The organism is Cupriavidus sp. 22TCCZM01-5 (assembly GCF_057798915.1).
In genome coordinates this window covers 161,293-182,430 of the sequence record NZ_JBYOJR010000003.1, presented here as the reverse complement: position 1 = coordinate 182,430, position 21,138 = coordinate 161,293, and the positions used below count along the sequence as shown (strand labels likewise).

Sequence of the window (21,138 nt, the reverse complement as noted above, 5' to 3'; positions counted from 1 at the left end):
CGCCAAGCGAAACGCCCGCGGCATGCCGCGGGCGTTTCCGTGTCTGCGATCTCGATCCTAGAGCTTCGCCAGCCGCTCCAGTGCGAGCGCCAGCGTCTCTTCCTTCTTGGCGAAGCAGAAGCGCACCACGCCGGATTCGCGTGGCTGCGAATAGAAGGCCGAAACCGGGATCGCCGCCACGCCGATCTCGCGCGTCAGCCACATGGAAAAGTCCGCTTCGCTCAGGTCGGAGATCGCGGAATAGTCCACGCACTGGAAATACGTGCCTTCGGACGGCAGCAGCTTGAAGCGCGTGTTGGCCAGCCCGGCGCGGAAGTAGTCGCGCTTGGCCTGGTAGAAGGCCGGCAGCTCCACGTACGGTGCGGGATCAGCCATATAGTCGGCAAGGCCATGCTGCACCGGCGTATTCACGGTGAACACATTGAACTGGTGCACCTTGCGGAATTCCGCTGACAGCGCCGCCGGCGCGGCCACGTAGCCAACCTTCCAGCCGGTCACGTGGTACGTCTTGCCGAAGCTCGAAATCACAAAGCTGCGCCGCGCCAGTTCCGGATGGCGCGAGACCGAGGCGTGCGGCTGGCCGTCGTAGACCATGTGTTCGTAGACCTCGTCCGACAGCAGCAGGATATCGGTGCCGGCCAGCAGCTGCGCGAGCTTGTCCATGTCGGCGGCGCGCCAGATCGTTCCGGTCGGGTTGTGCGGCGTGTTGATGAGGATCATCCGCGTGCGCGGCGTGATGGCCGCGGCCAGGCGGTCGAAAGGCACGCGGAACTCTGGTGCTTCCAGCGTGACCGGCACGGCGGTCGCGCCGGCCAGTTCGATCGCTGGCAGGTAGCTGTCATAGCACGGCTCCAGCACGATGACCTCGTCGCCGGGATGCACCGCGCACAGGATCGCGGTGAGGATGCCTTGCGTGGCGCCGGCCGTGACGGTGATCTCGCTTTCCCAGCTATAGCGGTGGCCGTACAGCGTGGCGATCTTGTCGGCGATCGCCTGGCGCAGGCGCGGTACGCCGGCCATCGGCGGGTACTGGTTGTGGCCGGCGCGCATGGCGTGGGTCACGGCGTCGACGATGCGCGGGTCGCAATCGAAATCCGGGAAACCCTGTCCGAGGTTGACGGCGTTCTTCTCGGCCGCCAGCGCCGACATCACGGTGAAGATCGTGGTGCCGACCGAGGGCAGGCGCGACAGGGGCGGAGTCAGCGGGGCGAGGGTGGAGTCTGCGGACATTGGCTGCGACGTTGGAGTGGGATGGCGGAAAAAGGCTTGCCGGAGCGGCGGCAGCAGCAATTCTAAAGCGATTCGGTGCGCTCAGGCTGCGCTGGGCAGCGCTGCCAGCCATTGGCCGAACACCGGCGGCGTCATCACTTCCACGCCGCTGGAGCGGCGCAGGCGGCTCCTGAGCTTGAGCACGGCCTTGTCCTTCGACACCAGGCAGGCGGCCTGCGAGAAGTGCGCGAGTTCGATGAATTTCTGGTCGTCGGTGTCCTTGCAGCGCGGCAGCCGGATGGCGTCGGCGTCATCCCGTGCGGGCAGCGGCTCGAGCGTGCTGAAGCGGTCCACGATCGCCAGCGCCGCGTCGATATCGACGGCAAAGCGCGCGAATTGCGGGTAGGCCAGCACGCGGCGCAGTTCTTCGCGGCAGTCGGCGCGGATCACCGGGGCAATCGTGCCGGCCTCGAGTGCGGCGCGGATCGGCGAGGCGTGCGGGTCGTCGAAGACCAGCAGGTCGACCCAGATATTGGAGTCCAGTACCACGCGCGGCGCAGTACCGGCGGCGGATGTGATGTCGGCGGGGCAGGATGCGGAAGTGTCGCCGGAAGTCGGGTTGGTCATTCGCTACAATCTTGGCTTTGTGTTTCCCGCAATTTTGCCATGCTGATCGTCCTGTCTCCCGCCAAGTCCCTGGACTACGAGACGCCCGCGCGCATCAAGACCCATACGCTGCCGCGTTTCATCGACCGCTCGGCCATGCTGATCGAGCGCCTGCGCAAGCTCGCGCCGCAGGATGTCGGCGCGCTGATGGACATTTCCGACAAGCTTGCGGTGCTCAATGTCACGCGTTACGCGGACTGGTCGGAGACATTTTCCGCCGCCAACAGCAAGCAGGCGGTGCTGGCCTTCAACGGCGACGTCTACGACGGCTTCGATGCGAAGAGCCTGTCGGCCGATGACCTGGGCTTCGCGCAGAAGCATGTGCGCATCCTGTCGGGCCTGTACGGCGTGCTGCGCCCGCTGGACTGGATGCAGCCCTACCGCCTCGAGATGGGCACGCGCCTCGATACGGCCGCGGGCAAGGACCTCTACGCGTTCTGGGGCGACGATGTCACGCAGATGCTCAACGGCGACATGGCCGGGCTCAAGCACGAGGGCGCGCCCACGCTGGTCAACCTGGCATCGGAAGAGTATTTCAAGGTGGTGCGCCCCAAGGTGCTGAATGCGCGCATCATCACGCCGGTGTTCGAGGACTGGAAGGGCGGCCGCTACAAGATCATTTCCTTCCACGCCAAGCGCGCACGCGGCACCATGGCCCGCTATGCGGTCACGCATCGCGTCACGGAACCGGCCGCGCTCAAGCGCTTTGCCGAGGACGGCTATGCGTTCGATGCCGCCGCGTCGGACGACGGCCGCTGGATTTTCCGCCGCCGCCTCGAAGACTGAATCCCTCTATGGAACTGCCCGCCATGACCTCAGGCCTGCACATCTCGACCCACTTTGATTCCGGCGCGATCGAAGTCGAAGCGCTCGACCATGCCGACGACATCCGCCTGCGCATCCGCGCCGATTCGCACGCGGACTTCCGGCAGTGGTTCCACTTCCGCCTGCAGGGCGCAGCGGGGCAGGCGTGCCGGCTGCAGTTCCTCAACGCCGGCGACTGTACCTATCCGGACGGCTGGCGTGATTACCGCGCGGTGGCATCCTACGACCGCGCCAACTGGTTCCGCGTGCCGACGCGCTACGACGGCCAGGTGCTGACCGTCGAATTCACGCCCGAGCACGACAGCGTATGGCTGGCGTACTTCGAGCCCTATCCGGAAGAGCGCCACCTGTCGCTGCTGGCAACGTGCCAGCGCTCGCCGCTGGCGAAGCTGTCGCACCTTGGCAGCACGGTCGATGGCCGCGATCTGACCCGCGTCACCGTGGGCCAGCCGGGTCCCGGCAAGAAGACCATCTGGATGATCGCGCGCCAGCATCCGGGCGAAAGCATGGCCGAATGGTTCTGCGAAGGCGTGCTGCAGCGCCTGACGGGCACCGGAATGTGGGCGCACGATCCGATTGCGCGTCGCTTGCTCGATCAAGCCGTGTTTCATCTCGTGCCGAACATGAACCCGGACGGCTCGGCGCGCGGCAACCTGCGCACCAATGCCGCGGGCGCCAACCTGAACCGCGAATGGATGACGCCGAGCCCGGACACGAGCCCCGAGGTCTGGCATGTGCGCCGTGCGATCGAGGCCACCGGCTGCGACCTGTTCTTCGACATCCACGGCGACGAGGGCCTGCCCTACAACTTCGTCGCCGGCAGCGAGATGCTGCCGAGCTTCACCGAGAAGCAGCGCGACGAGCAGGCGCGTTTCATCGAGGCCTTCAAGCGCGTCACGCCCGACTTCCAGGACGTGCACGGCTATGCGGCCAGCAAGTACAACGCAGACGCGCTCAAGCTCGCGTCGAAGTACATCGGCCACACCTTCGGCTGCCTGTCGCTGACGCTGGAAATGCCGTTCAAGGACAATGCCGACCTGCCTGATGCCATGGTGGGCTGGAACGGCGCGCGCAGCGCGCTGCTGGGCACTGCGATGCTGGAGGCGATCCTCGATTTTCTGAGCTGAGACCGTGCCGCAGTGAGCGACAAAGGCCCGCCGGCATGGCGGGCCTTTTGCATGGGCTTGCCGCAGTCGGTTACTGCTTTTTCTTGCTTGTGCTCTTGGTGGACGACTTGGACGAAGAGGTCGCCTTCGCCGAAGACTTGCCCGACGAAGTGCTCTTTGCCGACGCCGTTGACGAGCCCTTGGACTTGCTGCCCTTTGCGCCCTTGCGGCTCTTGCCGGACGAAGCATGGCTGGAAGTCGGCACCGCCGGCGCAGCCGCGGGTTCCGAGAGGGTGGCGCCGCTGCTGTCCAGCAGTTCATAGGCCAGCATCATGCCGTCGTCGTAGCCGCAACGGACCCTGACCTGCTGCCATGGTTCTTCGCCGCGGCGCTTGTGGGCCAGCGCGGAGAATGTCACCACGGAGTTGACCGGCACGGCCTGCTTGCCCTGCGAGAAGCGGCCGCTCCACGGTTCCACCGTGGCCTGGCCGCTGGCGAGCGCGCCAGTGGGGATCTTGAGCGCATCGTAGGCGGCCGAGCGCGGCACGACCCAGCTGGCGTGGGCAGCGCAGTCGGCGACGTCGCTGGTGGCGCTCTCGGTCTTCATCAGCTCCTCGCGCATCTTCGCGCGGTATTCGGCAAGGCTGACGCGGCCGCGGTCGGGCAGGGTGATGGTCTTGGTCGGTTCGGTGGCGGGCGCTGCCGGGGCAACGGGCGCGGCAGCAGGGCGGGCGGGTGCGGCGGCAGCGGCCGCGGACTGGCCGGAGGCATCGGTGCCCTCAGCCGGCATGTTGGCGCAGCCCGCCAGCATCAACGCACCGGTGACTGCGGCAGCCAGCATGCTGAGGCGGCTGCCGATCAGTTTGGAAATTCGTCGGATCACGGTGTCTGTCTTGCCATTCCGGCAAGCGTGGGTTCGCAAAGGATTGCCATGATAGAGGAAACCTATCTTGCAAAGTTCCTAAACTTTGTTACCCATTCTTGTTGCGCACCAATAATCGTGTCGCTTTATCAGAAAGCCAGTGTGTTGTGCAACCGAGATGAACCCGGATGCAGCGTGCTGCATCCGGGAATCTTGCGCCGCGGCTCAGCGCAGCGCGCGAGCGGGCATGGACCGCGTGAACTTCAGCAGGTCGTCGAGCATGGCGTTCAGGTTGTGCCGCAGCTTGGCAAAGCCGGCCGTGTGGGTCAGGCCTGTTTCGTCCATATAGAGCTTGCGGTTGATCTCGAGCTGCAGGCTGTGGCGGCCGGTCTGCGGCTGTCCCACCACGCGCACGATTTCCACGCCCTTGTACGGGTGGTTACGCCAGACGTCATAGCCCATGTCCTTGAGCACGCCTTCGACACGGTCGGTGAAGCGCTTGTCGCAAGTGGTCCCGTCGCGGTCGCCGACGACGAAATCGGGGTGTTGAAGCCCCGGGAACTCGGTGGCGTATTGCGCTGCCTGGCTGGGCATCGAATGGCAGTTGATGTGCCAGGCTGCACCATGTTCGGAAACGGCATGATCGGCCAGCTTCTGCAGTTGCGCGTAGTACGGCAGGTAGTAGCGGTTGATGCGCGACTGCACTTCTTCCACGCTCAGCTTGCGGTCATAGATCGCTTCGCCGGTGTCGAGCACGCGCCAGACCAGGCCCTTGCCGAGACGGGTCTTGGCCGTTTCCTGCCTGGCGCCGGGCCACGGTGCGTCGAGCAGGGCTTCGTCGATCTCCTCGAGCGCGCGGTTGGCGTCGAGGTAGCTGCGCGGGAAGCCCGCGCACAGCAGCGGAATGCCGCGTGCCGGGGCGCCCGCGTAGAGCTCGTCGACGAAGGTGTCTTCGGCCTGCCGCAGCAGCGGCAGGGGCAGGCTGGCATCCGGGCGGAAGTCCGTGGGGTAGACGGTGGCGCTGTGCGGCGAGTCAAGGAACAGCGCGCTCACCGGGCCTTCCGGCTGGTACAGCTGGTACGGACTGTCCGCGCTCTTTCGGTCTGCTTCGGTCATGGTGCTGCGGCAATCAGTCGAGGGAGATCTTGGCCGCGGCGGCCACGCGCTTGTTCTTGGCCACTTCGCTCTTGATCTGCGCGGCAAACTGCGCAGGCGAGTTGCCCACCGGCGTGGCGCCCAGCTTTTCCAGTTTAGCCTTCACCTCGGGCAATGCCAGCACCTTGATGGCGGCCGCGTTCAGCTTGCTCTGCAGCTCGGCCGGCAGGTTCGCCGGGGCGATCAGGCCGAACCATGCGGCGTCGTTGACCTCGGGCAGGCCCAGCTCGGCGAAGGTCGGCACATTGGGCAGCGCAGCGACGCGCTTGGGCGCGGCCACGGCCAGCGCGCGCAGCTTGCCGCTTTCGATGAACGGCAGCGACGACGGCAGGTTGTCGAACAGCACCTGGACCTGGCCGGCCAGCGCGTCGTTCAGCGCCGGGCCGACGCCCTTGTACGGCACGTGCAGCAGTTCGGTCTTGCTGCTCATCTTGAACAGCTCGCCCATCATGTGCGATACGCTGCCATTGCCGGCCGAGCCATAGGCCAGCTTGTTGGGTTGCGCGTGCGCCAGTGCGATGAACGACTTCATGTCGGTGGCTTTCACGGACGGGTGGATGCTCATCACGTTAGGCACGGATGCCAGATTCGTGATGGTCGTGAAATCCTTGGTCGCGTCATAGGACAGGCGCGGGTACACGGCCGGATTGATGCCATGCGTCGAGGCCGTGGCGATGCCAAGCGTGTAGCCGTCCGGCGCGGCCTTGGCCAGGTAGGCGGTGCCGATGCTGCCGCCCGCACCGCCTCGGTTGTCCACCACCACGGCCTGGCCGAGCTGCTGGCCCAGCTTGTCGGCGACGATGCGCGCCACGATATCGGTCGTACCGCCCGCCGGGAATGGCACTACCAGCGTGATCGGCTTGGTCGGGTAGTTGGTCTGGGCTGCGGCGGGCAGCGTGGCGCCGGCGGCAAAGGCGGCCGAGGCCGCGACGAGAACGCGGAAGACTTGTCGACGTTGCATGGTTTGTGCGAGACAGGAATTAAGCGGAGGGAGAAAAGCGGTTTCCCCGATTCTGCTCGCGCCAGCAATGTGGCGGCAAACGAAATAAAATCGCACGGTCATTCCATTTGGTCGTGAAGTCGAGGTGATGTATGCGGCGTATGATGCCGTCGATGACCGAATTGCAGGCGTTTGAGGCGGCTGCCCGTCACAACAGTTTTACGGCTGCCGCCCGGGACCTGCACGTGACGCAGGGGGCGGTCAGCAAGCAGGTGCGCAGCCTGGAATCGCTGCTCGGCGTGGAATTGTTTGAGCGGGTGCGTCAGCGGCTGGAGCTGACCCCGGCGGGGGCGCGCTACCTGGAACGCATCCGGCCGACGCTGGATGAAATCGAAGCCGCCACGGTGGAGGCCGCGGGCCGCGAGCAGCAGGCTGGAGTCCTCCATATCGCGAGCATGCCCACGCTCGGCGCCAAGTGGCTGATCCCGCGGCTGCCCCAATTCTTTGCACGTCACCCGCAGGTGAAGCTGGAGTTCATCCCGCACGCACAGGGCTACGTATTTGCCGAGCCCGAGCTGGACGCGGCCATCCGCTTCGGCGTAGGCGTGTGGCCGGGCAGCGTGGCGGACTACATGATTGGCCGCGAAATCGTGCCTGTGTGCCGGCCCGGCTTGCTTGGCGGACCTGCGCACGGCCCGCTGGGATCGCCAGAGGAATTGCTGCGGTTTCCGCTGTTGCACCACACGACGGTGCCGGAGGCCTGGCCGGACTGGTTTGCGGAACTTGGCGTGCCCACGCGCGAGGCATGGGCCGGAGCGCGCTTCGACCAGTTCTCGCTGCTCACGCAGGCGGCATTGTCGGGGCTTGGCATTGCGCTGATTCCACGCTGCCTGATCGAGGAAGAGCTGGCCAACGGCGGGCTCGTGGTTGCGCATCCGGCGCGCGTGCTCAGCAACAAGGGCTATTACCTGTGCTATCCCGAGCACAAGCAGCATCTGCCAGCGCTGCAGACCTTTCGCGCATGGCTGATGGAGGGCACCGATACGCGCGCCTGACTTTGTTGCCGCGCGGCCGCAACAGACAGGGTTTGCCGCCATACTCGCGTACCGGACCGGTCGCTGACACTCCCCGGGCACAACGGGACAGAATGGGGGCAATCGTGGATCGCAGGCAGTTTGTGCGCGCATCGGCCGCGCTCGGTGGTGCGACATTCATGGCACGCAGCGCCATGGCCGGGACGCCGGGTGTCTACGCGGGTCGGATCGTATTCGGCCAGAGCATCAGCCTTGACAGCGTGTGGGGCGCCGCGTCCCGCAGCTATACCGACGGCTTGCTCGCGTACTTCGACCACGTCAACGCGAAGGGCGGCGTCAATGGCCGCAGGCTGGTGGTGAAACGGCGGGAGGACAACTCGAGCAGCACAGGCTCCCGGTTGTGGGCGCATTCACCGGCGCGCCCAATGTGCGCCGGGATTCAGCGCCGTTGTTCCACACCCGTGCCAGCTATGTCGACGAAGTCACGCGCATGGAACACCACGGCGACCTGCTTCAGCCCGATCGTGGTCGCATGCTGGACCTATGTGGCGGAGAAAGCGGTTGCCAATGTGCAGGCCTTTCTGCACGACGACGTCTTTGGCCTGGTCGGCATGGCAGGCACCGCCAATACGCTCGCGGCGCTGCCGCTGATCGGTGCCGCACAGTGCCGAGGGGGGGGACATTCCCGCAATGGTGGCCAGGCTGCAGGCCTCCAGGGCGCAGACCACGCTGCTGTTCTCCGCACCGAAGACGGTGGCGGACATCCTGATCGCTCACCAGTCCGGGCACGGTCCGCTGCCTTGCCCATGGTGTTGTCCTGGTGTTCATCAGCAAGCTGGAGGCGTTCGGCAAGCGCAATTTTGGCGGCCTGCGCGTGCACCACGACCGCAACCGGCACCGCGCTCCCGACTACGTGGAAGTCGCGATGATCGGCAACGGCGGCCGGATCATCAGTTGAAAGGAGAATAGTCGCCGGCGGTCACTTCACGCAGCAGTTCCAGCAACTTGAGTGCCGGTCCTGGCAGGATGCCCTGCCGGCGCTTGTACACCGACAGCCGTCGCGGCGCATTGGCGCCCGGTATCGGCAGTGGCCGCATCAGCCCTGCCCGTTGCTCCGCGTCATACATTGGCTCTGCCATCCAGCACAGGAAGCCGGCGTGCATGACCAGGCTCTTCAGCGCGATGATCGAGCGCGTTTCGGCCACGATGTCGGGCGTGGCCAGGCCGGCGCTGGCGAACAGCCGCTGCAATTCTTCGAACGGTGCCGTTCCGCGCGGCGGCATCACCCATTTGTGGCCGGCAGTGTCGGCCAGCGACAGCGGGCCGGAGCGCATCAGCGGATGACTCGCGGCGGCAACCACGTAGCTGCGGTCGCGCCAGCCCACATCGCTGACCACGCAGATTTCTTCGTTCTCGGGCAAGGCGATGCCAATGGCCAGGTCGATGTCATGCCGGACCAGGGCATCGGCCAGGAAGTCGCCCACGCCTTCCACGATGCGCACGCGCAGGTTGGGCCAGCGCGCCAGCACCCGCTCGATGGCTTGCGGCAACACCATGCTTGCCACGCTGGCCACCGCGCCCACCCGGATCGTGCCGCGCGCCAGGCCGCGCAGCGCCTGGATTGCCTCGGCGGCATGCTCGGCCTCGCGGCTCAGCAGGGTCGCGTGCGGCAGCAGCGCCTCGCCGTAGGCGGTCAGCACCATGCCGGTGGCGTATCGCTCGAACAGCGGCGCGCCCAACTGGGCTTCCAGTCGCTGGATGGTCCGGCTCAACGCCGGCTGCGTGATGTTCAGGTGCGCGGAGGCGCGCCCCAGGCTGCCGTGCTCGCAGACGGCCAGGAAGGCGCCCAGCTGGCGCAGGTCAAGCGTCACGGCACGGATCTCCATGGGCATGCAGAACAGGCATGACTTTACACTCAAACGGCATTTTCCAGGCAAGGGAGCGGTGGCCATACTGTCTGCATCGAATTCGCAGTGAGGAGCACTGGCCCATGTCTTCCCATCCCCCTGCCACCGTCCGCACCGCGGTGCTTGACCTGCTTCGCGCCTTTGGCATGACCTCGGTGTTCGGCAATCCCGGCTCGACTGAATTGCCGCTATTCCTGGATTTCCCGTCCGACTTCCGCTATGTGCTTGGCCTGCAGGAATCCGTGGTGGTAGGCATGGCCGACGGCTACGCGCAGGCGACCCGCAATGCGGCGTTCGTCAACCTGCACTCGGCGGCAGGCGTCGGCCACGCCATGGGCAGCATCTTCACGGCCTACAAGAACCGCACCCCGATGGTGATCACCGCCGGCCAGCAGGCGCGCTCGATCCTTCCCTACGAGCCGTTCCTGTTCTCGGCCCAGGCCACCGAGCTGCCCAAGCCCTACGTCAAGTGGAGCTGCGAGCCCGCGCGCGCCGAAGACGTGCCGCAGGCGATTGCACGTGGCTACTACATCGCCATGCAGCCGCCGCGCGGGCCGGTGCTGATCTCCGTGCCGGCCGATGACTGGGCCCGGCCGTGCGAGCCGGTGCTGCCGCGCACGGTCAGTACCGAGAGCCGCGTGCAGCCGGACCTGCTTGCACAGATCGGCGAGGCCCTCGATGCCAGCCGCCGGCCGGCGTTCGTAGTGGGTGCGGCCGTGGATCGCGACGGTGCCTGGGACGATGTGGTCCGGCTGGCGGAACGGCACCAGGCGGCGGTGTGGGTCGCGCCGATGTCCGGGCGCTGCGGCTTTCCGGAAGACCATCCGCTGTTCGCCGGCTTTCTGCCGGCAATGCGCGAGAAGATCGTCGACCTGCTGGCGGGGCATGACCTGGTGTTCGCCGTGGGGGCGGCAGTGTTCACCTATCACGTGGAAGGCTCGGGCCCCCATGCGCCGCCAGGAGCCCAGGTGGTGCAGCTGATCGACGATCCGAATATCGCCGCATGGGCGCCGGTGGGCACGGCCGCGGTCGGCAGTATCCGCCAGGGCGTGGTCGACCTGCTGGCGCGCCCGGCGCCGCCGCGGCGTGAAGCGCCGCGTCCGCGCGTGCCGGCGCCGCGCGCCGAGCCCGGCGCGCCGATGAGCGTTGCCTACGTGCTGCAGACGCTGGCGGAACTGCGCGATCCCGACTCCATCGTGGTGGAGGAAGCGCCCAGTGCGCGCCCGGTGATGCATCGCCATCTTCCGATCCTGCGCAGCGAGACCTTCTATACGATGTGCAGCGGCGGCCTCGGCTACGGCCTGCCTGCCGCGGTGGGCGTTGCGCTTGGCAAGCCTGGCCGCAAGGTGATCGGCGTGGTCGGCGACGGCTCGAGCATGTATTCGATCCAGGCGCTGTGGAGTGCCGCGCAACTGGGATTGCCGATCACGTTCATCGTGCTCAACAACCGTCGCTATGCCGCCCTGCAGGAGTTCGCGCCGACCTTCGGCTTCGGCAGCGCCGATCCGCTGGTCGGGACGGCGCTGCCCGACCTGGATTTCGTGTCGATTGCACTCGGGCACGGCTGCAAGGCGGCACGGGTGAGCGATGCAGAAGAATTGCGCGAGACGCTGGCGGCTGCATTGCGGATGACCGTGCCCATCGTGGTGGAGGTTGACGTGGCATAAGCCGCGTCAGCGTCGGACGCCTCGCGAGAAGAAGGACAAGACATCATTTCCAGGAGACTACAGCATGCAAAGCATCACGATGCTGATCAACGGCGAGCGCGCGCAGGCCGCCAGCGGCGCCACCTTCGAGCGGTGCAATCCGCTTGACCACAGCGTGGCCACGCGCGCGCCGGCGGCCACGGCAGCCGACGCGCTGGCGGCAGCCGAAGCCGCTGGGCGAGCCTTTCCCGCATGGCGAGACACCGGTCCTGGCGAGCGGCGCGGGTTGCTGATGCGCGCCGCGCATTCGCTCGAAGCCAAGGCCGAGGCGATTACGGCCGCCATGGCGGTGGAGACCGGTGCCTCGGCGATTTGGGCCGGCTTCAATGTGCACCTTGCGGTCGGCATGCTCCAGGAAGCGGCCGCGCTGACGACGCGGATCAACGGCGAGGTGATTCCATCGGATGTGCCCGGCAGCCTGGCGATGGCGGTGCGGCAGGGCGCGGGCGTGGTGCTGGGCATCGCGCCGTGGAACGCGCCGGTGATCCTGGGCGTGCGTGCCGTGGCAACGGCGCTGGCGTGCGGCAATACCGTCATCCTGAAGGGCTCGGAAATCTGCCCGGCCACGCATGGCCTGATCATCGATGCGCTGGCGGAGGCGGGCTTCCCGGCGGGCGTCGTCAATTTCATCACCAATGCCCCGGCCGACGCGGCAACGGTGGTCGAAGCGATCATTGCCCACCCGGCGGTGCGGCGTGTCAACTTCACCGGCTCCACGCGCGTCGGCAGGCTGATCGCGCAGACCTGCGCGCAGTACCTGAAGCCGGCCGTGCTGGAGTTGGGCGGCAAGGCGCCGCTGGTGGTGCTCGACGATGCCGATCTCGATGCAGCCGTAGACGCCGCGATATTCGGCGCCTTCGCCAATTCAGGCCAGATCTGCATGTCGACGGAACGCATGATCGTCGATGACGCGGTTGCCGACGCCTTTGTGGAAAAGCTGGCGGCGCGCGCCGCCGCCCTGCCGCTGGCCGATCCGCGCGAGGGTCCGGCGGTGCTCGGGTCGGTGGTCGACATGACCACCGTGCAGCGCTGCAACGCGATGATCGACGACGCGCTGGCCAAGGGTGCGCGGCTCGCCTGCGGTAGCAAGGCCACCAGCACGCTGATGCCCGCGACGATCCTCGATCATGTGACGCCGGCCATGGACATATACCGCGAGGAGTCGTTCGGCCCGGTCAAGGCCGTGGTGCGGGTGAGCGGGGTGGAGGCGGCCATTGCCTGTGCCAACGATTCGGAGTATGGGCTGTCCGCTGCGGTGTTCGGCCGGGACACGGCTCGCGCCATGCAAGTCGCGGGCCGCATCGACTCTGGCATCTGCCATGTCAACGGACCTACCGTCCATGACGAGGCGCAAATGCCGTTTGGTGGCGTCAAGGCGAGCGGCTACGGCCGTTTCGGCGGCAAGGCGGGCATTGACGCATTTACCGAACTGCGCTGGATCACCGTGCAGACTACGCCGCGACGCTATCCGTTCTGAGCCGCCAGCCGGCCGGAATGTACCAGAACCTGCACGGGCGGATCACCGTCCGGCATCCCGGAGACAAAGTCATGCCCTTTCCCTACCGTTTCGTGCGCCGCCTGAGCGTCGGCGCCTGCCTGCTGGCGGCGCTGGCCAGTGCTACCAGCGCGCAGACCTGGCCTGCCAAGCCGATCCGGCTCGTGGTCAATTTTCCGGCCGGCGGCGCGGCCGACACGCTCGCGCGCGGCGTTGCGCCAGCGCTGGGCGAGGCGCTGAAGCAGCCGGTCGTGATCGACAACCGGCCCGGTGCCAACGGCACGATCGGCGGCGACGCCGTGGCCAAGGCGCCGGCCGACGGCTATACCTTCCTGCTGACATCGGGCGGCGCGGTCACCATCGATCCGTTCCTGTACAAGAAGATGCCTTACGACCCGCAGAAGGACCTGGTGCCGGTGGCATCGGTGGCGCTGGTGCGCGTCTACCTGCTGGTGCACCCGTCAGTCCCGGCCACGACCCTGAACGAATTCATCGCCTACCTGCGCGCGCATCCGGGCAAGCTCAGCTACGGTTCCCCCGGCAATGGCAGTTCGCCCCATATCGCTGCGGAGATGTTCAGGCGCGCCGGCAAGCTCGATGTCCTGCACGTACCCTACAGGGGCGCGGCGCCGGCCCTGAATGACCTGCTGGCGGGGCAGGTGCAGTTCATGTTCGACCCCGGCCCCGGCCTGCAGCATGTTGCCAGTGGCAAGCTGCGCTTGCTGGCGGTGGCCAGCGCCAGGCGCGCGGCCCAGTACCCGGGAGTGCCCACCGTGGCCGAAGCCGGATTGGGCGGCGTGGACGGCGACACCACCTTCGGCGTTTATGCGCCGGCTGGCACGCCGCAGGCCATCGTCGAGCGCATGAACCGGGAAATCAACCGTGCCCTGGGCAGCGCGCAGTTGCAGGAGAACGTCAACCGTCTTGGCGGGACGGCGCAGCCCCTGAGCATCCAGGCATTTGCCGACCGGCAGAACGCCGACCGGAACCGCTATGGGGCGTTCATCCGGGCGGCGGGAATCACCTTGGACTGAGCACAACCCGCGCGACCCTGATCGCCGCGATGCCGGGACTGGCTCGCACGCAAGGCATGGGGCATGACCAGGCCGATCAGCGGGGCCGGGTGGCGTACCCGCGGCCACGCCGGTAAAGCCTGGCCATTCACCGCCTCACTTCGACAACACCTTCATCGCCGCTTCCAGGCCCGCCAGCGTGACGGGATACATGCGTCCCTTCATCAGCTGGTTGATAACCGTGATCGACTGCCGGTACTGCCACAGGCCCTCCGGCTCCGGGTTGAGCCAGACGAAGTGCGGGAACTGCTCGGTCACGCGGTTCAGCCACACCGAGCCGGCTTCCGCATTGTTGTACTCGACCGAGCCACCGGGCTGCAGGATCTCGTACGGGCTCATGGTCGCGTCGCCGACGAAGATGATCTTGTAGTCGGGCGTGTACTTGTGCAGCAGGTCCCACGTGTTCAGCTTTTCAGCGTGGCGGCGGCGGTTGTTCTTCCACACATGGTCGTACAGGCAGTTGTGGAAGTAGTAGTACTCGAGGTGCTTGAACTCGGTCTTGGTGGCCGAGAACAGTTCCTCCACGCGCTTGATGTGATCGTCCATCGAGCCGCCCACATCCATCAGCATCAGCACCTTGACCTTGTTGTGGCGCTCGGGCCGCAGCTTGATGTCGAGCAGGCCGGCATTGGCCGCGGTGGAGTGGATGGTGTCGTCCAGGTCCAGCTCGGTGTCGGCGCCGTCGCGTGCGAAACGCCGCAGGCGGCGCAGTGCTACCTTGATGTTGCGCGTGCCGAGTTCGACCTGGTCGTCATAGTCCTTGTAGGTGCGCGCTTCCCACACCTTGATCGCGGTGCGGTTGCCCTTGGACGGTCCGCCGATGCGGATGCCCTCGGGGTTGTAGCCGCCGTGCCCGAACGGCGAGGTGCCGCCCGTGCCGATCCACTTGTTGCCGCCCTCATGCTTTTCCTTCTGCTCTTCGAGCAGTTGCTTCAGGCGTTCCATGAGCTTGTCGAGTCCGCCCATGGCCTCGATCTTGGCCTTTTCCTCGGCAGAGAGTTCGCGCTCGAGCGTCTTCTGCAGCCAGTCGAGTGGAATGTCGGACTTCCAGTCCACCAGGCTTTCCACGCCCTTGAAATACGCGCCGAAGGTCTGGTCGAACTTGTCGAAGTGCTTCTCGTCCTTGACCAGCGTCATGCGCGCCAGGTAGTAGAACTCGTCGATCGATGGCGTGATGACCTGGGCCTTGAGCGCTTCGAGCATGGTCAGGTACTCCTTGACCGAGACCGGCAGCTTGGCGTGGCGCAGCGAGAAGAAGAAATCGATCAGCATGGTGCCTCGCGATCAGTGGCAGCAGGCGGCGCGCCTCAGCGCGGCCGCTCGAGCTGGAATTGCAGGTGATTGCGCACCGCCGGCCATTCGCTGGCGATGATCGAGAACACCACGGTGTCGCGCAGCGAACCGTCCGGCATGCGCGTGTGGTTGCGCAGCACGCCGTCCTGTTTCGCGCCCAGGCGCGCGATGGCCGTGCGGCTCTGGTGGTTCATCCAGTGCGTGCGGAACTCCACGGCGATGCACTCGAGCTGTTCGAACGCATGGCGCAGCAGCATCAGCTTGCACTCGGTGTTCAGCGGCGTGCGCTGGACGCGCTGCGCATACCACGTGGAGCCGATCTCCACGCGCCGGTTGGCCGCGTCGATGTTCATGTACGTCGTCATGCCGGCGAGTTCGCCATTGGCGTCGCGCACCGCGAACGGCTGCATCGAGCCCTGCTCTTGCAGGCCAAGGCGACGCGCGATCTCGGCTTCCATGCGCTCGGGCGTGGGCACGCTGGTGTACCACAGCTTCCACAGGTCGCCGTCGGCGGCAGCAGCGCGCAGGCCTTGCGCGTGCTCGGCCCTGAGCGGCTCGAGCGTGGCGTGCCGGCCTGACAGCGTGACGGGTTGGATGAAGTCGCTCATCAGCGGTTCGCGCGGTTCATGAACACCAGGCGCTCGAACAGGTGCACGTCCTGCTCGTTCTTGAGCAGCGCGCCATGCAGCGGCGGGATCGCGGCCTTCTTGTCCGGGCTGCGCAGCGCCTCGGCCGGAATGTCCTCGGCCATCAGCAGCTTGAGCCAGTCGATCAGCTCCGACGTGGACGGCTTCTTCTTCAGGCCAGGCAGGTTGCGCATCTCGTAGAACGATTCCAGCGCCGCGGCCACCAGCTCGCGCTTGATGCCGGGATAGTGGACGTCGACGATCTGCTGCATCGTCTCGGCATCCGGGAACTTGATGTAGTGGAAGAAGCAGCGGCGCAGGAAGGCGTCCGGCAGCTCCTTCTCGTTGTTCGAGGTGATGATCACCAGCGGACGATGCCTGGCCTTGACCAGTTCGCGCGTCTCGTAGACGTAGAACTCCATGCGGTCAAGTTCGCGCAGCAGGTCGTTCGGGAATTCGATATCGGCCTTGTCGATCTCGTCGATCAGCACCACCACCTGTTGGCCGGCTTCGAAGGCCTGCCACAGCACGCCCTTGACGATGTAGTTGCGGATGTCGTGCACGCGGTCGTCGCCGAGCTGCGAGTCGCGCAGGCGCGATACGGCGTCGTACTCGTACAGGCCCTGCTGCGCCTTGGTGGTCGACTTGATGTGCCATTGCAGCAGCGGCATGCCCAGCGCGGCGGCCACTTCCTCGGCCAGCATGGTCTTGCCGGTGCCCGGCTCGCCCTTGATCAGCAGCGGACGTTGCAGCGTGCGCGCGGCATTGACGGCCAGCTTGAGGTCGTCGGTGGCGACATACTGGTCACTGCCCTCGAACTTGATCTGCTGGGCGGAGGAGGCTTGGGCGGAAGCGTTGGCGGTGTTGGACATGTGGCAACCTGAGGTGGACGGCCGGGATTCTGGCCGGATTAGGCCGGTTCGGCGTGTTTAGCGCAGTCTCTTCGCGCTGTCACGCGCGCTTTCATTATGGAAACCGGATCCGCCTGGCGATGCCACGGCGCCAGGGCACCGTTGTGGCAGATCCGCGAACGATCGTTCGGAATTCCTGGATCGGTCAGTATAAAAGACCTTTGCGGTTCGTGTTGGCGCCGGCTGACATTAGGGTTGCTCCCGGGGCCGCGGCTGGACTGCCAGGTGCCGCCTGCTGTACAATGCGGCGGTTTGACGCGCCCCCACGTCCAGTTCTCCAGTATCCGGCAGTCCGCGTTCAGAAGTCCCTGCGGTCCGTCCGGGTCGCGGTGATTGCGAGAGGTGGTTCCAGAATGGTGTTCCACATCCCGGCTGCCAGGCTTCCCGCAGAGAAGCATTCTGAGACCGTCTCCGCCCGGCAGGGCAGGTCACGCACGGTTTAACTTCCAATCCGCTAAGACAATGAAAAAGCTCCTCACGATGGTGGTGCTGGGCGCGGCTGCAACGGCAGCGCTGGCACAGGACGTCAAGGGCAATGGAGACGCTGCCAAGGACAAGGTTGCAATGTGCATCGGATGCCACGGCATTCCGGGCTACCGTGCGTCGTTCCCCGAAGTCTACGAAGTCCCGATGCTGGGCGGCCAGAGCGCCAAGTACATCGAGAACGCACTGAAGGGCTACCAGAAGGGCGATCGCAAGCACCCGACCATGCGCGGCATTGCCGCCACGCTGACCGACCAGGACATCGCCGACGTGGCGGCCTACTACTCGCAGCAGAAGGCCGGTTCGCAGAACAACACCTTGAAGTGAGAGACACCGCAACCATGAAGACGCTTCAGACGCTTTCGTTCGCGATTGGCGCACTCGTGCTGGGTGCCTCCGCAGCCACTGCCTCGGCAGCCGACCTCGCCGCCGGCAAGGCGCTGGTGGAGAAGGGCAATTGCGTGGCCTGCCACGGCCAGGGACTCAACGCTCCGATCTCGCCGGATTATCCCAAGCTGGCCGGCCAGCATGCCGACTACCTCTACCACGCGCTGCTGTCGTACCAGGTTTCGGGCGTGCCGCAAGTGGGCCGCTCCAACGCGATCATGGCTGGCCAGGTCAATGCCAACCCGGCCGTCACGGACAAGGCCGGCAAGCCGCGCCCGTTCACGCGCAAGGAACTGAAGGACATCGCCGCCTACATCGAGTCGCTGCCGGGCGACCTGGTGCTGAAGAAATAAGCAGCACGCCGGAGACTGGGCAATAAAAAAACCGCTTCGATATGAAGCGGTTTTTTATTGCCCGGCGCACGGGGCGGGGCCCCGCGTCCTGTGCTCAGTTGCCGCTGCCGCTTGCCAGGCGGCGGGCCTTGACGGCCTCGGCCAGCGTTTCGAGCACCTTGACCGAGTCATCCCAGCCGATGCAGGCATCGGTCACGGACTGGCCGTAGGTCAGGCTTTCCACCGGCGTGCCCTGGGCATGGTCCTGGCGGCCCGCCACCAGGTGCGACTCGACCATCACGCCCACGATGCGATCGTCGCCCGCGGCGAGCTGGCGGCCGATGTCCTCGCACACCGGGATCTGATTCTCATGCTTCTTGCTGCTGTTGGCGTGCGAGGCATCGATCATCAGGCGTGCGGCCAGGCCCGACTTGGCGATGGCGTCGCACGCTTCCTGCACGCTGGCCGCATCGTAGTTCGGCGTCTTGCCGCCGCGCAGGATGATGTGGCAGTCCTCGTTGCCCGAGGTCGACACGATCGCCGAGTGGCCGCCCTTGGTCACCGACAGGAAATGGTGCGGCTGCGACGCGGCCTTGATCGCGTCGACGGCGATCTTGACGTTGCCGTCGGTGCCGTTCTTGAAGCCGACCGGGCACGACAGTCCCGACGCGAGTTCGCGGTGCACTTGCGATTCCGTCGTGCGCGCGCCGATCGCGCCCCAGCTGACCAGGTCGGCGATGTACTGCGGGCTGATCATGTCCAGGTACTCGGTGCCGGTCGGCACGCCCATCTCGCTGATGTTCAGCAGCAGCTCGCGCGCGGTGCGCAGGCCGTCGTTGATCTTGAAGCTGCCGTCCATGTACGGGTCGTTGATCAGGCCCTTCCAGCCGACCGTGGTGCGCGGCTTCTCGAAATAGACCCGCATCACGACCTCCAGCTCATTGGCGAAGCGGTCGCGCTGCACCTTGAGCAGCTTGGCGTATTCGAGCGCGGCCTTCGTGTCGTGGATCGAGCAGGGCCCGATGATGACGATCAGGCGGTCATCCATGCCGTGCAGGATGCGGTGCATGGACTGGCGCGCGGCGTAGATCACGTCCGAAGCCTTTTCGGTGCAGGCGAACTCGCGGATCAGGTGCGCGGGCGGCAGCAGTTCCTTGAGTTCACGGATGCGCAGGTCGTCGGTGTTCTTCAGCATGATGGGTCCGGTCTTGTGAGGTCGAGGATGTTGTCTTGGTGAAGCAGGTATAAAAAAAGCCGCCAGTCTTGCTGGCGGCTTTTTCTTTTCGGTTCGGGGCGCTTACAGCCGTCCCTCCCTATCCGCCAGCGGTGTGGGTTCGCTAAAAAAGTAAAAGTAAAACTTAGCGGACATGGCGAAGAAGGGTTTGGCTGAGGTCAGCTTGTATTCGATTTCATTTCGAAGCGCGGCATTTATGCTGCGCTGCGTGACAGAAGGGCAGGAAATTGCGCGGACACCGTCAAAAATTCGGTTTGCGACAATCACCTTTCCGACCGCGAAGCATCTTTATAGCGCCTTTTGCAGGGGTTGGCAAGTGCCGTGCCGGACTTCCCATGCGCATGGCGCAGCCGTCACGCGCTCAGGCCGTGCCACCCACCGTCATGTTCTCGATGCGCAGCGTCGGCTGGCCGACGCCCACGGGCACGCTCTGGCCTTCCTTGCCGCACACGCCCACGCCCGAGTCCAGCCGCATGTCGTTGCCGATCATGGTGACGTCCTTGAGCGATTCCGGGCCGTTGCCGACCAGTGTGGCGCCCTTTACCGGATAGGTGATCTTGCCATCCTCGATCATGTAGGCCTCGCTTGCCGAGAACACGAACTTGCCGTTGGTGATATCGACCTGGCCGCCGCCGAAGTTCACGGCATACAGGCCCTTCTTCACACTGGCGATGATTTCCTGCGGATCGCGATCGCCGTTGAGCATGTAGGTGTTGGTCATGCGCGGCATCGGCAGCGCGGCGTAGCTTTCGCGGCGCGCGTTGCCAGTGACGGGCATCTTCATCAGGCGTGCGTTGAGCGTGTCCTGGATGTAGCCGCGCAGGATGCCGTCCTCGATCAGCGTGGTGCACTGGGTCGGGTTGCCTTCGTCGTCCAGGTTGAGCGAGCCGCGGCGGTTGGCCAGCGTGCCGTCATCGACCACGGTCACGCCCTTGGCGGCCACGCGCTCGCCCATGCGGCCGGCAAATGCCGACGAGCCCTTGCGGTTGAAATCGCCTTCCAGGCCGTGGCCGACCGCCTCGTGCAGCAGCACGCCGGGCCAGCCCGGGCCGAGCACCACGGTCATCGCGCCGGCAGGCGCGGGGCGCGCGTCCAGGTTGACCAGCGCGGAGGACACGGCCTCGTCCACGTACTGCTGGAGCAGTGCATCGGTGAAGTAGCCGTAGGCGTAGCGGCCGCCGCCGCCGGACGAACCCATCTCGCGCCGGCCGCCTTGTTCGGCGATCACCGTGACCGACACGCGCACCAGCGGACGCACGTCCGCGGCGATCACGCCGTCGCTGCGCGCCACCAGCACCACGTCATATTCGCCGGCCAATCCGGCCATGACCTGCACCACGCGCGGGTCCTTGGCGCGCGCCATGCGCTCGATACGTTCGAGCAGCGCCACCTTCTCGGCGGCGGCCATCGAGTCGAGCGGGTCGTTCGGCGTGTACAGGTTGCGGCCCGTCTGCGAGGCCAGCTCGCTGGCCACCTTGATGCGGCCGCCGCCGGCACGGCCGATGGTGCGCGTGGCCGCTGCGGCCTGCGACAGCGCCGGCAGGCTGATGTCGTCCGAGTAGGCGAAGGCGGTCTTGTCGCCGGAGACGGCGCGCACGCCGACGCCCTGGTCGATACTGAAGCTGCCCGACTTGACGATGCCTTCCTCGAGGCTCCAGGCCTCGTTGCGCGTGTACTGGAAATACAGGTCGGCATAGTCGACCTTGTGCGTGAAGATGTCGGCCAGCACGCGCTGCAGCTTGGCTTCGTCCAGGCCATACGGCGCCAGCAGCAGTTGCTGCGCGGTGGCAAGGTTGCGGATTCCGAGATCGCCGGCGTTCATGAACAGTCCCTTTCTTTCTTGCTGGGGCGCCGGCAAGGTGGCCGGCGCCGTGAATCTGGTTTGGTGGCGGAA

At 66.0% G+C, this 21,138-nt stretch carries 21 protein-coding genes; 9 read left to right on the top strand and 12 right to left on the bottom strand.

The genetic code is table 11. The features are described 5' to 3' along the window. Positions 1 to 57: 57 nt before the first annotated feature. Both AC3FNH_RS04470 and AC3FNH_RS04465 read right to left on the bottom strand, forming a co-directional pair. On the bottom strand, positions 58 to 1,230 hold the full coding sequence (locus AC3FNH_RS04470; protein ID WP_276097908.1) for a pyridoxal phosphate-dependent aminotransferase: 1,173 nt from the start codon (positions 1,228 to 1,230) through the stop codon (positions 58 to 60). Between the two features lie 81 nt (positions 1,231 to 1,311). Beyond that, on the bottom strand, positions 1,312 to 1,836 hold the full coding sequence (locus AC3FNH_RS04465; RefSeq protein WP_276097907.1) for a putative toxin-antitoxin system toxin component, PIN family: 525 nt from the start codon (positions 1,834 to 1,836) through the stop codon (positions 1,312 to 1,314). Between the two features lie 39 nt (positions 1,837 to 1,875). On the opposite strand from AC3FNH_RS04465, the gene yaaA reads away from it, so the two are divergent. Then, complete coding sequence (gene yaaA, locus AC3FNH_RS04460) at positions 1,876 to 2,661, top strand: peroxide stress protein YaaA (RefSeq protein ID WP_276097906.1); 786 nt, start codon at positions 1,876 to 1,878, stop codon at positions 2,659 to 2,661. Positions 2,662 to 2,684: 23 nt separating this feature from the next. After that, positions 2,685 to 3,827 carry a M14 family metallopeptidase gene (locus tag AC3FNH_RS04455; RefSeq protein WP_488719199.1) on the top strand — a complete coding sequence of 381 codons (1,143 nt, stop codon included), beginning with the start codon at positions 2,685 to 2,687 and terminating at the stop codon, positions 3,825 to 3,827. A 70-nt stretch (positions 3,828 to 3,897) separates the two neighbouring features. Here the strand turns inward: AC3FNH_RS04455 and AC3FNH_RS04450 are convergent, their stop codons facing one another. The 3 genes from AC3FNH_RS04450 to AC3FNH_RS04440 all read right to left on the bottom strand — a co-directional run bounded on the left by AC3FNH_RS04450 (position 3,898) and on the right by AC3FNH_RS04440 (position 6,784). Further along, complete coding sequence (locus AC3FNH_RS04450) at positions 3,898 to 4,689, bottom strand: BspC domain-containing protein (RefSeq protein ID WP_488719198.1); 792 nt, start codon at positions 4,687 to 4,689, stop codon at positions 3,898 to 3,900. A gap of 204 nt (positions 4,690 to 4,893) precedes the next feature. Further along, the gene (locus AC3FNH_RS04445; protein WP_276097904.1) at positions 4,894 to 5,784 is read right to left on the bottom strand and encodes an N-formylglutamate amidohydrolase; all 891 of its coding nucleotides are present in this window, start codon (positions 5,782 to 5,784) and stop codon (positions 4,894 to 4,896) included. A 13-nt stretch (positions 5,785 to 5,797) separates the two neighbouring features. After that, positions 5,798 to 6,784: a tripartite tricarboxylate transporter substrate binding protein BugE gene (locus AC3FNH_RS04440; protein ID WP_488719197.1), complete on the bottom strand. Its 987-nt coding sequence runs from the start codon at positions 6,782 to 6,784 to the stop codon at positions 5,798 to 5,800. Positions 6,785 to 6,915: 131 nt separating this feature from the next. On the opposite strand from AC3FNH_RS04440, the gene AC3FNH_RS04435 reads away from it, so the two are divergent. Further along, a complete protein-coding gene (locus tag AC3FNH_RS04435) occupies positions 6,916 to 7,818 on the top strand; it encodes a LysR substrate-binding domain-containing protein (protein WP_488719196.1) in 903 nt (300 codons plus the stop codon). 461 nt (positions 7,819 to 8,279) lie between these two features. On the opposite strand, the gene AC3FNH_RS04430 is transcribed toward AC3FNH_RS04435, so the two are convergent. Next, positions 8,280 to 8,561, bottom strand: coding sequence for a hypothetical protein (locus tag AC3FNH_RS04430; protein WP_488719195.1), 282 nt, complete (start codon positions 8,559 to 8,561; stop codon positions 8,280 to 8,282). Positions 8,562 to 8,617: 56 nt separating this feature from the next. On the opposite strand from AC3FNH_RS04430, the gene AC3FNH_RS04425 reads away from it, so the two are divergent. Beyond that, on the top strand, positions 8,618 to 8,755 hold the full coding sequence (locus tag AC3FNH_RS04425; RefSeq protein ID WP_488719194.1) for a hypothetical protein: 138 nt from the start codon (positions 8,618 to 8,620) through the stop codon (positions 8,753 to 8,755). On the opposite strand, the gene AC3FNH_RS04420 is transcribed toward AC3FNH_RS04425, so the two are convergent. Next, a complete protein-coding gene (locus AC3FNH_RS04420; protein ID WP_488719252.1) occupies positions 8,748 to 9,668 on the bottom strand; it encodes a LysR family transcriptional regulator in 921 nt (306 codons plus the stop codon). The two genes, AC3FNH_RS04425 and AC3FNH_RS04420, sit on opposite strands and share 8 nt — an antisense overlap. A 119-nt stretch (positions 9,669 to 9,787) precedes the next feature. Between AC3FNH_RS04420 and mdlC the strand changes: the two genes are divergently transcribed. From mdlC to AC3FNH_RS04405, 3 genes are all read left to right on the top strand, one after another. After that, positions 9,788 to 11,371, top strand: a complete 1,584-nt coding sequence (mdlC, locus tag AC3FNH_RS04415) for a benzoylformate decarboxylase (protein ID WP_488719193.1) — start codon at positions 9,788 to 9,790, stop codon at positions 11,369 to 11,371. Positions 11,372 to 11,435: 64 nt separating this feature from the next. After that, on the top strand, positions 11,436 to 12,887 hold the full coding sequence (locus AC3FNH_RS04410) for an aldehyde dehydrogenase (RefSeq protein WP_488719192.1): 1,452 nt from the start codon (positions 11,436 to 11,438) through the stop codon (positions 12,885 to 12,887). A 71-nt stretch (positions 12,888 to 12,958) separates the two neighbouring features. After that, positions 12,959 to 13,939 (top strand): Bug family tripartite tricarboxylate transporter substrate binding protein, encoded by a 981-nt coding sequence (locus tag AC3FNH_RS04405; protein WP_488719191.1) that lies wholly within the window; start codon positions 12,959 to 12,961, stop codon positions 13,937 to 13,939. 135 nt (positions 13,940 to 14,074) lie between these two features. Here the strand turns inward: AC3FNH_RS04405 and AC3FNH_RS04400 are convergent, their stop codons facing one another. Genes AC3FNH_RS04400 through AC3FNH_RS04390 form a run of 3 tightly spaced genes read right to left on the bottom strand, consistent with a single transcriptional unit; the run spans position 14,075 to position 16,769 of the window. Next, positions 14,075 to 15,250: a vWA domain-containing protein gene (locus AC3FNH_RS04400; RefSeq protein ID WP_276097899.1), complete on the bottom strand. Its 1,176-nt coding sequence runs from the start codon at positions 15,248 to 15,250 to the stop codon at positions 14,075 to 14,077. A 35-nt stretch (positions 15,251 to 15,285) separates the two neighbouring features. Further along, on the bottom strand, positions 15,286 to 15,879 hold the full coding sequence (locus AC3FNH_RS04395) for a GNAT family N-acetyltransferase (protein WP_488719190.1): 594 nt from the start codon (positions 15,877 to 15,879) through the stop codon (positions 15,286 to 15,288). Next, a complete protein-coding gene (locus AC3FNH_RS04390) occupies positions 15,879 to 16,769 on the bottom strand; it encodes an AAA family ATPase (RefSeq protein WP_488719189.1) in 891 nt (296 codons plus the stop codon). Before AC3FNH_RS04390 ends, AC3FNH_RS04395 begins: the two co-directional genes overlap by 1 nt. A 501-nt stretch (positions 16,770 to 17,270) precedes the next feature. On the opposite strand from AC3FNH_RS04390, the gene AC3FNH_RS04385 reads away from it, so the two are divergent. Then, on the top strand, positions 17,271 to 17,618 hold the full coding sequence (locus tag AC3FNH_RS04385) for a c-type cytochrome (RefSeq protein ID WP_276097896.1): 348 nt from the start codon (positions 17,271 to 17,273) through the stop codon (positions 17,616 to 17,618). A 14-nt stretch (positions 17,619 to 17,632) separates the two neighbouring features. Further along, positions 17,633 to 18,031, top strand: coding sequence for a c-type cytochrome (locus AC3FNH_RS04380; protein ID WP_276097895.1), 399 nt, complete (start codon positions 17,633 to 17,635; stop codon positions 18,029 to 18,031). 94 nt (positions 18,032 to 18,125) lie between these two features. On the opposite strand, the gene aroG is transcribed toward AC3FNH_RS04380, so the two are convergent. Beyond that, positions 18,126 to 19,205, bottom strand: a complete 1,080-nt coding sequence (gene aroG, locus AC3FNH_RS04375; protein WP_488719188.1) for a 3-deoxy-7-phosphoheptulonate synthase AroG — start codon at positions 19,203 to 19,205, stop codon at positions 18,126 to 18,128. A gap of 400 nt (positions 19,206 to 19,605) precedes the next feature. Beyond that, on the bottom strand, positions 19,606 to 21,066 hold the full coding sequence (tldD, locus tag AC3FNH_RS04370; protein ID WP_276097893.1) for a metalloprotease TldD: 1,461 nt from the start codon (positions 21,064 to 21,066) through the stop codon (positions 19,606 to 19,608). Positions 21,067 to 21,138 lie beyond the last annotated feature (72 nt).

Excerpts from the sequence above, each read along its gene's own strand:
- AC3FNH_RS04470 (WP_276097908.1), bottom strand. The coding sequence starts at position 1,230 with ATGTCCGCAGACTCCACCCTCGCCCCGCTGACTCCGCCCCTGTCGCGC.
- AC3FNH_RS04465 (WP_276097907.1), bottom strand. The coding sequence starts at position 1,836 with ATGACCAACCCGACTTCCGGCGACACTTCCGCATCCTGCCCCGCCGAC.
- yaaA (WP_276097906.1), top strand. The coding sequence starts at position 1,876 with ATGCTGATCGTCCTGTCTCCCGCCAAGTCCCTGGACTACGAGACGCCC.
- AC3FNH_RS04455 (WP_488719199.1), top strand. The coding sequence starts at position 2,685 with ATGACCTCAGGCCTGCACATCTCGACCCACTTTGATTCCGGCGCGATC.
- AC3FNH_RS04445 (WP_276097904.1), bottom strand. The coding sequence starts at position 5,784 with ATGACCGAAGCAGACCGAAAGAGCGCGGACAGTCCGTACCAGCTGTAC.
- AC3FNH_RS04440 (WP_488719197.1), bottom strand. The coding sequence starts at position 6,784 with ATGCAACGTCGACAAGTCTTCCGCGTTCTCGTCGCGGCCTCGGCCGCC.
- AC3FNH_RS04435 (WP_488719196.1), top strand. The coding sequence starts at position 6,916 with ATGCGGCGTATGATGCCGTCGATGACCGAATTGCAGGCGTTTGAGGCG.
- AC3FNH_RS04430 (WP_488719195.1), bottom strand. The coding sequence starts at position 8,561 with ATGTCCGCCACCGTCTTCGGTGCGGAGAACAGCAGCGTGGTCTGCGCC.
- mdlC (WP_488719193.1), top strand. The coding sequence starts at position 9,788 with ATGTCTTCCCATCCCCCTGCCACCGTCCGCACCGCGGTGCTTGACCTG.
- AC3FNH_RS04410 (WP_488719192.1), top strand. The coding sequence starts at position 11,436 with ATGCAAAGCATCACGATGCTGATCAACGGCGAGCGCGCGCAGGCCGCC.
- AC3FNH_RS04405 (WP_488719191.1), top strand. The coding sequence starts at position 12,959 with ATGCCCTTTCCCTACCGTTTCGTGCGCCGCCTGAGCGTCGGCGCCTGC.
- AC3FNH_RS04400 (WP_276097899.1), bottom strand. The coding sequence starts at position 15,250 with ATGCTGATCGATTTCTTCTTCTCGCTGCGCCACGCCAAGCTGCCGGTC.
- AC3FNH_RS04395 (WP_488719190.1), bottom strand. The coding sequence starts at position 15,879 with ATGAGCGACTTCATCCAACCCGTCACGCTGTCAGGCCGGCACGCCACG.
- AC3FNH_RS04390 (WP_488719189.1), bottom strand. The coding sequence starts at position 16,769 with ATGTCCAACACCGCCAACGCTTCCGCCCAAGCCTCCTCCGCCCAGCAG.
- AC3FNH_RS04385 (WP_276097896.1), top strand. The coding sequence starts at position 17,271 with ATGAAAAAGCTCCTCACGATGGTGGTGCTGGGCGCGGCTGCAACGGCA.
- AC3FNH_RS04380 (WP_276097895.1), top strand. The coding sequence starts at position 17,633 with ATGAAGACGCTTCAGACGCTTTCGTTCGCGATTGGCGCACTCGTGCTG.
- aroG (WP_488719188.1), bottom strand. The coding sequence starts at position 19,205 with ATGCTGAAGAACACCGACGACCTGCGCATCCGTGAACTCAAGGAACTG.
- tldD (WP_276097893.1), bottom strand. The coding sequence starts at position 21,066 with ATGAACGCCGGCGATCTCGGAATCCGCAACCTTGCCACCGCGCAGCAA.